Genomic DNA, 11,347 nt, shown 5'->3' with positions numbered 1-11,347 from the left:
CCGTGACCGGCGTCGACCAGCACGTCCACCCCACCCGCGACGACCCGGTCGTCACGGCGCTGAGCGAGGTCGTCGGCGGGCCGATGGGCGACCGGGCGCGCACGCACCGGTGGTGGACGTCGGCGCGGGTGCTGCTCCTGCTGACCGCTGTGGTGTTCGCGGCGGGACTGGTCCAGAAGGCGCCGTGCTCGCTGGCGAAGGGGCACGACCAGAACTGGGTCTACTCCCACATGTGCTACACCGACCTGCGGCCGCTGTACGTGCCACGCGGGCTGGCGGAGAATGCCTGGCCCTACTCCGACGACGAGCAGGTCCGGGCGCGCTACGAGGTCATGGAGTACCCCGCCGGCATCGCCTACTGGGCGTGGGGCACCGCCTGGGTCACCCACTGGCTGAACGGCTCGCCCGACCTCGAGGAGCGCTACCGCACCCCTGTCGACCAGCTGTACGGCGACCCGGAGGTCGACGACGAGCAGACCATCTTCCTGCTGGTCAACGCCGTCGGCTTCGGCGCGCTGGCGCTGCTGTCCACCTGGCTGCTGGCCGGCGTCCATCGCACCCGGCCCTGGGACGCGGCGGCCTTCGCCCTCTCACCGACCCTGCTGCTCACCGGCCTGATCAACTGGGACCTGCTGCCCGTCGTCCTCGTGGCGGGGGCGCTGTGGGCGTGGTCGCGCGACCGCCCGGTGCTGACCGGCGTCCTGATCGGGCTCGGCACCGCCGCCAAGCTGTACCCGCTGTTCCTGCTCGGCGGGCTGCTGGTCATCTGCCTGCGGCGGCGCCAGCCGGGACGGTTCGTGGTGGCCGCGGTGTGGGCGGTGGCCGCGTGGGTGATCGCCAACGCGCCGGCGTACCTCACCGGCCCGGACCAGTGGAAGGTGTTCTGGTCCTTCAACGCCGACCGCAAGGCCGACCTCGGCTCGCTGTGGATGCTGGTCGACCAGGCCGGGAACGTCGGCTTCTCCGCCCACACGATCAACCTGTGGTCCTGGATCCTCTTCGGCGGCTGGTGCCTCGGGGTGTTCGTGATCGGCCTGACGGCGGGGCGGGGGGTGCAGGAATCACCGCTTACGTGGCGTTTCCTGCGCTTCTTGCCCGTTGCAACGGGCAAGAAGCGCCAGTTTCACCGCCTCAGCGGTGATTCCTGCACCCCCGTACCCCGCCTCGCCCAGCTGGGCTACCTGATCGTCGTGGGCTTCCTGCTGGTCAACAAGGTCTACTCGCCGCAGTACGTCCTGTGGCTGCTCCCGCTCGCCGTCCTGGCGCGGCCGCGCTGGCGCGACCAGATCGTGTGGCAGGCCTGCGAGGTCTTCTACTTCTGCACGATCTGGTGGTACCTCGGCGGCTACCTCGCGCCCGCGGGCGGCGGCGACGCCGGGTTCTACTGGGTCGGGATCGTGGTGCGGGTGGCCGGCGAGCTGTACCTCGCCGCGGTGATCGTGCGGGACCTGTACCGGCCCGCGCACGATCCGGTCGCGGGCGAGCGGATCGCGCCTCAGTCGGTGACGACGACGCGGTCGAACCCGGTCGCCGTGTAGCGGACCCGGACGTCGACCTCCTCGCCGACCTCCGGCACCCGCGCGCCGTGCGGGAGGAACAGCATCGACGCCTGCATGTGCGGCGGCTCGGCGAAGAGCCGCTGCTTGCCGTCGATGGCGTACGGCGAGCGCACGAAGCCGACCGCGTCGAGGCCGCCCCGTGCCAGGGTCGCCGCGCGGGCGCGGATGCTCTGCTCACCGGTGGGCGCCTCGAGGCCGATGCCGTGGGCGGTGCCGCCGCTGACGACGAGGACGTGCCCGGACTTGGGGGCGGTGCGGCCGCGGTAGCCGAACGCCTCGCCGCGCTCGACGGGGTGGACGTCGAGGACGGTCGCGGTCACCCGGAGCGCGCCGCGGTCGCCGAGCCAGAGGGCGGTGCCGATCCGGGGCCGGACGGTGAAGTCGGCGTACTGGCGGCGCAGCGTGGCCAGCTCGTCGTCGGTCAGGTGGCTGACCCAGACCTCGGGCCGGCCGCGGGCGGGGATCTCGGCGGCGACGTAGTCGTTGACCAGCCGGGTCACCTCGCCGAGGTGGGTGCCCTGGCCGAGGGGCAGGTGCAGGGCGAGGCCCTCGACCCGGGCGCCGGGGTGCTTGCGGAGCAGGTCGCCGGCCTCCCAGAGCTCGCGGGCGGCCATGCCGTGGCGCAGCATCGAGGTCATCCGCTCGAGTACGACGCGCGCGGTGGGGTCGGCGTGGAGCAGGTCGCGCAGGTCGGCGAGCCGGCTGACGGTGTGGACCAGCCGCTTCGCCAGCGCGGGATCGGGGAGCGGGACCCAGGGGCGCCACGGGGTGAGCACGAGGAGGTCGCCGTGCCAGCGCTGCGCGACCTCCGGCAGCTCGTCGTACGTGCCGACGGCGAGGGTGCGGACGTCGTGGCCGCGGTCGGCCAGCCACTGCGTCCTGCGGGCCAGCCGGCCGAGCGTGAAGCCGTAGCCGTTGCCCTTGGCGACCGGGACGATGCCCGGCTGCGCGTCGGCGACCGCCTCCAGGTGGGCCCGCCAGCGCGGGCCGTCGACGGTGAGGGTGAGGCTCATCCGCCCCTCCTGGCCAGGTAGACCTCGAACGCCTTGTACAGCGGGCGGTTGAGCGGCAGGTCCCACTCGCCGGCGTGCTCGACGGCCTCGCCGCCGGTGCCGACCTTGAACTGGATCAGCCCCACGTGGGGGTCGTCGGCGTCGAGGGTCTCGGTGATGCCGCGCAGGTCGTAGACGGCCGCGCCGGCGTCGATCGCGTCGCGGATCATCGCCCACTGGACGGCGTTGGAGCCGCGGACCTCGCGTTTCTCGGTGGAGGAGGCGCCGTAGGAGTACCAGGCGTGCTCGCCGACCCGGATCGCGATGGTGGACGCGACCAGGTCGCCGTCGTGGCGGGCCAGCCAGAGGGTGAACCGCTCGGGCGCGTCGGCGCGCAGGGCGTCGTACATGGTCTCGAAGTAGCGCAGCGGCCGCGGCGTGAAGTGGTCGCGCTCGGCGGTGTGGACGTAGAGGTCGTGGAAGGCCTTGAGGTCCTCGCGGCCGCCACGGACCACCTCGACGCCCTCCTTGGCGGCCTTCTTGATGTTGCGGCGCCAGAGCTGGTTCATCCCCTTGAGGACCTCGTCCTCGGTGCGCTGGGCGCCGTCGGGGTGGCGCAGCGGGATCTGGAAGACGAACTGCGGCTGCCCGGCGGCGAACCCGCCCTCGACGCCCTGGTGGCGCCAGCCCAGCTCGTGCAGCTGAGCCACCACCCGCGCGCCCGCGGGAGTGCGCTCGGCGGGCGGGATCTGCCCGAGCAGCCGGACGTCGGGGTCCGCGATGCCCTCCTTGACCTGCGCCGTGCTCCAGCGCCGGGTGACGACGGGAGGCCCGATGCGTACGGCGAACGCGCCCTGCCGCTTGAGGTGCGCCACCATCGGGGTGAGCCAGGCGGCGAGGTCGTCGCTGCCCCAGTCGATCACCGGCCCCTCGGGGAGATAGGCGAGGTAGCGGTTGAGCCGCGGCAGCTTCCGGTAGAGCACCAGGGCGGCGCCGGCCCGGGCGCCGTCGTCGTCGAACCAGCCCAGCGACTCGCTGCGCCACTCGCTCTTCACCTGCGCCCAGCCGGGCGTCTGCAGGAAGCTGGCGGACGGGAGGGAGGCGAGGAATTCGCGGTGCTCGGTCGGGGAGATCGGGCGCACGCTCGGCATGAGGCGAGGCTATCTGCTGTGCGGGGCGGCTCCGTTGGCGGCGTACCGACCACCATGGTCGTCCACCGGGTGGATCCGCGGCGGATTCGGTGGGTACGCCGCGCGATCGGCCACGTCTCAGATCCGCTCGCGCAGCCAGGCACGGGGCGAGCATCCGATCCGCTGGGTGAAGGCGCGGGAGAAGGCGGCTGGATGGGCGTACCCGAGCTCCCGGGCGGTGACGGCGACCGACGCCCCGGCGCGCAACCGGCTCTGGGCCACGGTCATCCGCCAGCGGGTGACGTACTCCGCCGGCGTCTGACCGACCGTGGCCCGGAACCGGGCGGCGAAGGTGCTGCGCGCCATGGCTGCCGTCCGCGCCATCGTGGTCAGGCTCCAGTCGTGGCCCGGATCCTCGTGGACGGCGACGAGGCACGGCGCGAGCTGGGGATCCACGAGGCCGGGGATCAGGCCGGGAGGCAGGTCGAGCCGGTCGGAGTGGTCGAGGAGCCAGCGGTACAGCTGGATCAGCACGACCTCGAACAGCCGGTCGGCCAGCACCCGCCGCCCGCACCGGACGTTGTCGACCTCGGCGAAGAGCAGGTCGAGCGAGGACGTCAGGGTGTCGACCGACGCCAGGGGTACGACGAGCACCGGCGGCAGCGTGCGGACCAGCGGATGGTCGGCACCGCCCTCGAAGTCGACCGTCGCGCACGCGAAGTCGGACTCCTCGACGGGAGCGTTGTGGAAGGCGTGCTCGAGCGGCTGCGGGTAGAACAGCAGGCTGGGCTCGGCGACCTCCAGGCGCTCCAGCCGGCCGCCGGGGACCTGGTGGGTCACCGCCATCTCGCCCTGCCGGAGCACGTGCAGGAAACCCTGTCCCGGGCGCGCGGCGAAGGTGGTCACGCCGCACAGCGGCCCGGTGTGCAGGAGTCGGGTCCGTACGCGGAACAGCTCGAGCAGCGGGGAGATGCGATCCAACGCGGGCACCCACGCATGATCTCAGACGATCAGGTAGGAATTCCGGTCGATCTGCGTCAAATCATCTGGCGGAGGCGAGCAGGATCGGGTCCGTGCCCGCCGCATCCCGACAGAGCGGGCGAACCCGGAGGAGAAGCCCCATGTCCGTCGTCCCCCTCGTCGAGCGCGCATCCGCCTCCGGCAGTGTCAAGGAGCAGCTCGACCAGATCCATGCCGCCTTCGGCACGGTGCCCGCCATGTTCCGTGCGGTCGCCAACTCGCCGGCGGCGCTGACCAGCATGTGGTCGGCGTTCGGCGCGTACGGCGGCGGCGCGCTCGGCCCGGCCGTCGGCGAGCAGATCGCCGTCGCCGTCGCCAACCGCAACAGCTGCTCGTACTGCCTGGCCGCGCACACCGCCCTCGGCCGCAAGGCCGGCCTGAGTGGCGAGACCCTGACCGCCGCTCAGACCGGGGGGTCGGACGACCCGCGTACGGCGGCGCTGCTCGCCTTCGTGCTCCGGCTGGTCGAGAACCGCGGCCAGGTCACCGCGGACGAGGTCGCCGCCGTACGCGACCAGGGCTGGAACGACGAGGAGATCGTCGAGGCGATCGGTCAGGTCGCGCTCAACCTCTTCACCAACTACGTCAACGTCGCGCTCGGCGTGCCGGTCGACTTCCCGAGTGTGCCGCTGCGCTGAGTCATGCGCCGGAGACGCGCTCGACCCGCTCGACCAGCCAGGCGAAGTCGGCGACGTGCTCGTCGGCGCCGCCGGGCGTCTCGCACACGACGGGCGCACCGGCGTCGCGGACCACCTGGGCGAGCAGGTCCGGGTCGATCTGGCCGGCGCCGAAATTGGCATGCCGGTCGGCGCCGGAGTCGAACGCGTCGCGGCTGTCGTTGGCGTGGACCAGGTCGATCCGGCCGGTGATCGCGAGGACGTCGTCGACGATCGTCTCCAGCGCGTTGCCGCCGGCGTGGGCGTGGCAGGTGTCGAGGCAGAAGCCGACCCTCTCGAAGCCCTCCGCCTGCGAGATCGCCTCCCACACCCCCTTGATCCGGTCGAGATAGCGGGTCATCGCGTTGGTGCCGCCGGCGGTGTTCTCGATGAGCAGCGGCACCTTGATGTCCGTCGCCTCGATCGCCTTGCGCCAGTTGTCGTAGCCCTTCGCGGGATCGTCGTCGTCGGTGACGTGGCCGCCGTGGACGATCAGCCCCTTGGCGCCGAGCTCGGCCGCGGCGTCCATGTGCTGCTGCAGCAGCTTGCGGCTGGGGATCCGCTGGCGGTTGTTGGTGGTGGCGACGTTGATGAGGTATGGCGCGTGCACGTACAGGTCGATGCCCGCCGCCTCGGCCGCGGCGCGCAGGGCGGCCGGCCCGCCGTCGTAGGACAGGACGGGGCCCTTGTAGGACTGCGGATTGCCGAGGAAGAACTGGACCAGCGGGGCGTTGCGGGCCGCCGCCTCGGCGACCGGGTCGGTCTGGTCGACGTGGGCTCCGATGCGCAGCTGGCTCATGCGGTTCATCGTAGGGAGGGGCACCGACGACCGGAGATCGTGCCCGTCTTCGGCGCAAACGCTCGTGCATCGGCCGGGGTGGCACTACCGTCCTCGCGTGACCACCCTTCACGTCTCCGCGGGCGGCCGGACCTGGTCGTTCGAGGAGCCGCGCGTCGTCAGCATCGGGCGCGACACCGGCTCCGGGATCGTTCTCACCGCCCCCTCCGCGTCCCGGCGGCACGCCGAGCTGCGCTCCGACGGCTCGGGCTGGGTGCTCGTCGACGTCGGCTCCAGCGGCGGGACCTGGCTGAACGGCAACCGGGTGACCGAGGTCCGGCTCGGCGGCCCGACGTCGGTGCGCTTCGGCGGCGCCAACGGCGAGGAGGTCGTGCTGACCCCCGCCGGAGTCCCGCGTCCGGCCGCCCCGGACCCGGCCACGCTGCCGCCCGCCGGCCTCGCGCAGACCGTGCTCCCCGGCACCGGTCCCGCCGGCCCGGGCTACGTCAGCGGGCCCGGGCTGCTCGTCCGCGCCGGTGGTACGTCGAGGAGGTTCCCGCCCGGGACGGTCATCCGGATCGGCCGCGACCCGGCCAACGAGGTCGTCGTCGACGACCCCTCGGTCTCCCGGCTGCACGGCGTCGTCGAGGGCCGCCCGACGGCTGGTGGTACGTCGACCGGTCGACCGCCGGCACCTTCCTGGAGGAGGACCGGGTCGGCCAGCGCAAGCTCGAGGACCCGACCACGCTGATGCTCGGCCACCCCACGGCGGGCGCCGAGGTGGAGGTCGTGCCGATCGTGGCGGCCGGGGCCGCGCAGAAGTCGATCGCGAAGAGGAAGCGGCGGCGCACGGCCGCGCTCGTCGGCGGCATCGTGGCCGCGCTCGTCCTGGTCGGCGGCGGCGTCACCGCTGCGGCGCTGCTGCTCGGCGACGACGACGATCCCGGCCGGACCGGCGGCCCCACCGAGCCCGCGGGGCTGAGCACCGAGGAGCTCGACCGGGCCAAGCTGGCCAGCGTGCTGATCATCGCCGTCGACGACGACGGGCAGCCGATGTACACCGGCTCCGGCACGATCATCAGCGAGGACGGCCTGATCCTCACCAACGCCCACGTCGGGAAGCCCAGCGCGCCCGGCCAGCGTCCGCCCGGCGACGACCCGGCGGGCCTGTTGGTCGCGCTCACCTCGGCGGAGGACGACAAGCCCGCCGCGCCGTCGTACACGGCGGAGGCGATCGTCTCCGACGGCGTCCTCGACCTGGCGGTCCTCAAGATCGTCGCCGACGCCGACGGCAAGGAGATCGACGACGACGACCTCGACCTGCCCGCGCCGGTGCCGCTCGGCGACAGCGACGACCTGCGCACCGGCGACGAGCTCACCGCGCTCGGCTTCCCGGCCGTCGCGCACGTCGCCTCCGACGACGGCCTCGACCGCGCGCTCACCGTCACCCGCGGCGTCGTGTCCACCTTCCTCAAGGAGACCGCCGTCCCCGGCAACCGCGCCTGGATCGACAGCGACATCCGGATCGGCTCCGGCAACTCCGGCGGCGCCTCGATCAACGACGACGGCGAGCTGGTCGGCGTCAACAGCGCCGTCGTCACCGAGGCGACGGTCGGCGACAGCGGCGAGGGCGGCGCCTTCACCGGCGGCTCGGCCCGGATCCGGCCGGTCAACCTGACCGCCGACATCGTCGAGATCGCGAAGAAGGGCGGCGACCCGGACTACGTGTCGCCGTACCTCGACGACCTGCCGGACCCGCCCGCCGACCCGATGGGCCAGGCCACCGCCACGGCCGCCGGCTGGAGCCTCGACGGCAACAGCGACTGCACCACCACCAGCACCCTGTCGGACCCGCAGATCCTCACCGGCGTGACCCTCCCGGCCACCCTGTTCGCGCACTTCGCCGTGTCCGGACTGCCCGACGGGACGCCGTTCACGATCGAGCTCTACAACCCCGAGGGCGAGCTGCTCGGCTCGCTCGACGGCGCGTGGAACCTCGGCGACGGCGACGTCTGCGCCGCCGTCTCGCTCGACCTGCCCGAGGGCCTGGTGGGTGCGATCGCGGTGCTCGTCATCGACGGCACGTCGATCGAGGACCCGGTGCTGTTCGGGTAGGCCGCTCCGCTCCGCTCCGGGTGCCGGGTCTCAGCGGGTGGTCCGGCGCACGCGGCGCCGGACCGCCGCGCGCTCCAGGGGCCCGAGCTCCTCGACCACGGCCAGCACGGCGGCGAGCTGCCCCAGCGCGTCGAGGGCGTGCGCGGCGCCGGTCGCGTCGACGCCGTCGTAGAGCTCCAGGCCGACGAAGGCGCTGCCGATCGCCCGGGCCAGGCCGGGTACGTCGACGAGGCCGGCGAGCACGGTCCCCGCCGTCAGCCGTCGCAGCACTCCCTCCACCTCGACGATCCACAGGTCCAGGCCCTGCCGGGTGGCCTCGGCGAGCGCCGGGTGGGACGACGCACCGGCGAGCAGCTGCCCGAGCAGGGCGACATTGCCCGCGGCCCGCTCGCTCGCGTGGACGTGGCGCGCCACCGCGACCAGGTCGGCGAACCCGGTCACGCCCGCCAGCGCCGCCCGATGCGCGGCTACGCGCTGCTCCGCGCCGTGGACGCAGGCGGCCGCGAGCAGCTCGTCGACCGAGCCGAAGTGGTAGAAGACCAGCGCCTGGTTGACCTCCGCCTCCGCCGCGATCGCGCGTGCCGAGGCCTTCGCGATCCCCTGCTCGGCGACCACGCGCAGGGTCGCGTCCAGCAGCTTCTCGCGGGTGGCGCTCATGGCGTGATCCTGCCCGGTCTTGAGCGATCGCTCAATCCGTGGCAGGATTTGAGCGATCGCTCAATTGCTGGAGGGCGCATGCCGAACACACCGGGGATCGGGGGCTACCTGATGGCCTGGTTGGTGAGCATCCTCGCCCTGCCGCCGCTGCTGGCGGCGGCATTCAAGGAGCCGCTCGGTCCGGGGATGGCCGTCGTAGTCGGCATGTATGCCGCGGCGAATTCGGTGCCGTTCGCCTGTATCGGCATCCCGGTGGTCCATCTCGCCTGTCGTCGGGTCCGCTCGCAGAGCATCCACGTGGTAGCGGCGGGGGCGGTGGGATGGGTCTCGGCGGTGCTGCTGATGTGGCCCGATCCGGGCTACACCTCGTTCGCCATCGCGCTCGCCGGCTCGACTGCGTGCGGCCGACTGGTCGTCGTACCGTTGGTGTGGCGGCGGCGCCGCTGGGCCGGCGATTCGGCCCGGTCCGCCGCGCGCTGTTAGCCTGTCCCGTCCGGTGCCGCTGGCGCCGTACCGCCTGCTGGTCCGAACCAGCGGGCAAGCAGAGCCCTCCTGCCGTGGAGAGTCCACGGCCGCCTGAGTCCAGAGGAGGTGGAGACCGCTTTGCGCAACTACGAAGTCGTGGTCATCCTCGACCCGAGCCTCGACGAGCGGACGGTCCAGCCGTCGCTCGACAAGTACCTGAACGTCGTCCGCAACGACGGCGGCACGGTCGACAACGTCGACGTGTGGGGCAAGCGTCGCCTGGCGTACGAGATCAAGAAGCACGCCGAGGGCATCTACGCCATCGTCAAGCTGACCGCCGCGCCGGCGACCGTCGACGAGTTCGACCGCCAGCTGACCCTCAACGAGTCCGTCCTGCGGACCAAGGTCCTGCGACCCACCGTCTGAGGATCCCGTTCCTGTGGATGGCCACTGTTCATTGTCGGCACCACGGGACACCATGGGGGCCGTCGTCCGGGTCTGACCCGGATCGTCCGTCCGCACCCACCCTCACCAGGAGATCACCATGGCAGGCGAGACCGTCATCACCGTCGTCGGCAACCTCGTCGACGACCCGGAGCTGCGCTTCACCCCCAGCGGGGCTGCGGTCGCGAACTTCCGGATCGCCTCGACGCCGCGCACCTTCGACCGCCAGACCAACGAGTGGAAGGACGGCGAGGCGCTGTTCCTGTCCTGCGCGGTCTGGCGGCAGTACGCCGAGAACGTCGCCGAGTCCCTCACCAAGGGCATGCGCGTGATCGTGACCGGCCGGCTGAAGTCGCGGCAGTACGAGACTCGCGAGGGCGAGAAGCGCACCGCCATGGAGATCGACGTCGAGGAGGTCGGCCCCGCGCTGCGGTACGCCACGGCCAAGGTCAACCGCGCCTCGCGCGGTGGCGGCGGTGGCGGCTACGGCGGCGGCCAGCCGCAGGGCGGCGGCGGAGCTCCGGCGGGTGACCCGTGGGGTGCCCCGGCCGGCGGCGGCGCTCCGCAGCAGCAGGGCGGCGGTGGCGGGTACGCCGGCGGGGCTCCCGCCAACGACCCGTGGGCCGCACCGGGTGTCTCGTCGAGCGACGAGCCCCCTTCTGAGTAGCACCGCCTAGGCAACAACACATCAACCATTCCGGCCGCCGCTTGACTGGCGCGGCCGGGCTCTGAGGAGGAGCACCACAATGGCGAAGGCAGTCGTCCGCAAGCCGAAGAAGAAGGTTTGCCAGTTCTGCAAGGAGAAGGCCACCGGTGTCGACTACAAGGACACCGCCCTTCTGAAGAAGTTCATCTCCGACCGCGGCAAGATCCGCGCCCGTCGGGTGACCGGCAACTGCGTCCAGCACCAGCGGGACGTCGCGATCGCGGTGAAGAACGCCCGTGAGGTCGCGCTGCTGCCCTACACCTCCAGCGGCCGCTGAGCAGAGTCGAGAAGGAGAGCTGAACCCATGAAGATCATCCTGACCCAGGAGGTCGAGAACCTCGGCGCTGCTGGCGACGTGGTGGAGGTCAAGGACGGCTACGGCCGCAACTACCTCATCCCGCGCGGCTTCGCGATCCGCTGGACCAAGGGCGCCCAGGCGCAGGCCGACTCGATCAAGTCCGCCCGCGCCGCCCGCGCGGTCCGCGACGAGAACCACGCCGCCGAGCTGAAGGCGAAGCTCGAGGGCTCGCCGGTCGACGTCAAGGTGAAGGCCGGCCAGGGCGGCCGTCTGTTCGGCGCGGTCACCCCCGCCGACATCGCCGCCGCGCTCGGCGAGGCCGCCGGCGAGGCGATCGACAAGCGGACCATCGTGCTCGGCAACCCGATCAAGTCGCTGGGCAACCACGCGGTGTCGGTCAAGCTCCACGACGACGTGTCCGCCGCGGTGGCGCTCAACGTCATCCCGAGCTGACGCAACTGACGCATCCACGGCGTGGCCGGGCCCTCGGGGCCCGGCCACGCCGTTACTTTTGACCCACTCCTTCC

General features: G+C 72.4%; 14 protein-coding genes. 9 read left to right on the top strand and 5 right to left on the bottom strand.

The features are described from left to right. Positions 1-2 precede the first annotated feature (2 nt). Positions 3-1,538, top strand: coding sequence for a glycosyltransferase family 87 protein (locus FIV44_RS14925; RefSeq protein WP_246086965.1), 1,536 nt, complete (start codon positions 3-5; stop codon positions 1,536-1,538). Here FIV44_RS14925 and FIV44_RS14920 read toward each other — a convergent pair. The 3 genes from FIV44_RS14920 to FIV44_RS14910 all read right to left on the bottom strand — a co-directional run bounded on the left by FIV44_RS14920 (position 1,496) and on the right by FIV44_RS14910 (position 4,671). Further along, positions 1,496-2,572: an alanine racemase gene (locus FIV44_RS14920; protein ID WP_141005123.1), complete on the bottom strand. Its 1,077-nt coding sequence runs from the start codon at positions 2,570-2,572 to the stop codon at positions 1,496-1,498. The two genes, FIV44_RS14925 and FIV44_RS14920, sit on opposite strands and share 43 nt — an antisense overlap. After that, a complete protein-coding gene (locus FIV44_RS14915) occupies positions 2,569-3,702 on the bottom strand; it encodes a lipid II:glycine glycyltransferase FemX (protein WP_141005122.1) in 1,134 nt (377 codons plus the stop codon). The genes FIV44_RS14920 and FIV44_RS14915 overlap by 4 nt, the downstream gene beginning before the upstream one ends. A gap of 117 nt (positions 3,703-3,819) precedes the next feature. Beyond that, complete coding sequence (locus FIV44_RS14910; protein ID WP_141005121.1) at positions 3,820-4,671, bottom strand: AraC family transcriptional regulator; 852 nt, start codon at positions 4,669-4,671, stop codon at positions 3,820-3,822. A gap of 131 nt (positions 4,672-4,802) precedes the next feature. On the opposite strand from FIV44_RS14910, the gene FIV44_RS14905 reads away from it, so the two are divergent. Next, a complete protein-coding gene (locus FIV44_RS14905; protein ID WP_141005120.1) occupies positions 4,803-5,339 on the top strand; it encodes a carboxymuconolactone decarboxylase family protein in 537 nt (178 codons plus the stop codon). Between the two features lies 1 nt (position 5,340). Here FIV44_RS14905 and FIV44_RS14900 read toward each other — a convergent pair whose 3' ends face one another. Further along, positions 5,341-6,156 carry a deoxyribonuclease IV gene (locus tag FIV44_RS14900; protein WP_141005119.1) on the bottom strand — a complete coding sequence of 272 codons (816 nt, stop codon included), beginning with the start codon at positions 6,154-6,156 and terminating at the stop codon, positions 5,341-5,343. Between the two features lie 97 nt (positions 6,157-6,253). Here FIV44_RS14900 and FIV44_RS14895 point away from each other — a divergent pair, with 97 nt between their 5' ends. After that, on the top strand, positions 6,254-6,886 hold the full coding sequence (locus FIV44_RS14895; protein WP_181411191.1) for an FHA domain-containing protein: 633 nt from the start codon (positions 6,254-6,256) through the stop codon (positions 6,884-6,886). After that, on the top strand, positions 6,886-8,250 hold the full coding sequence (locus FIV44_RS14890) for a S1C family serine protease (RefSeq protein WP_141005117.1): 1,365 nt from the start codon (positions 6,886-6,888) through the stop codon (positions 8,248-8,250). The genes FIV44_RS14895 and FIV44_RS14890 overlap by 1 nt, the downstream gene beginning before the upstream one ends. A 30-nt stretch (positions 8,251-8,280) precedes the next feature. Here the strand turns inward: FIV44_RS14890 and FIV44_RS14885 are convergent, their stop codons facing one another. After that, complete coding sequence (locus FIV44_RS14885) at positions 8,281-8,907, bottom strand: TetR/AcrR family transcriptional regulator (protein WP_141005116.1); 627 nt, start codon at positions 8,905-8,907, stop codon at positions 8,281-8,283. 3 nt (positions 8,908-8,910) lie between these two features. Between FIV44_RS14885 and FIV44_RS14880 the strand changes: the two genes are divergently transcribed. From FIV44_RS14880 to rplI, 5 genes are all read left to right on the top strand, one after another. After that, a complete protein-coding gene (locus tag FIV44_RS14880) occupies positions 8,911-9,390 on the top strand; it encodes a hypothetical protein (RefSeq protein WP_141005115.1) in 480 nt (159 codons plus the stop codon). A 120-nt stretch (positions 9,391-9,510) separates the two neighbouring features. Next, complete coding sequence (gene rpsF / locus FIV44_RS14875; RefSeq protein WP_141005114.1) at positions 9,511-9,798, top strand: 30S ribosomal protein S6; 288 nt, start codon at positions 9,511-9,513, stop codon at positions 9,796-9,798. A 118-nt stretch (positions 9,799-9,916) separates the two neighbouring features. Next, a complete protein-coding gene (locus tag FIV44_RS14870) occupies positions 9,917-10,483 on the top strand; it encodes a single-stranded DNA-binding protein (protein ID WP_141005113.1) in 567 nt (188 codons plus the stop codon). Positions 10,484-10,562: 79 nt separating this feature from the next. Continuing rightward, on the top strand, positions 10,563-10,799 hold the full coding sequence (gene rpsR / locus FIV44_RS14865; RefSeq protein WP_028656466.1) for a 30S ribosomal protein S18: 237 nt from the start codon (positions 10,563-10,565) through the stop codon (positions 10,797-10,799). Between the two features lie 27 nt (positions 10,800-10,826). Next, complete coding sequence (gene rplI, locus FIV44_RS14860; protein ID WP_141005112.1) at positions 10,827-11,273, top strand: 50S ribosomal protein L9; 447 nt, start codon at positions 10,827-10,829, stop codon at positions 11,271-11,273. The last annotated feature ends 74 nt before the right edge of the window (positions 11,274-11,347 follow it).

Source organism: Nocardioides humi (assembly GCF_006494775.1).
Taxonomy (GTDB): domain Bacteria; phylum Actinomycetota; class Actinomycetes; order Propionibacteriales; family Nocardioidaceae; genus Nocardioides; species Nocardioides humi.
The sequence above is the reverse complement of the archived record's forward strand: the minus strand, read 5'-3'. Positions and strand labels throughout refer to the sequence as shown.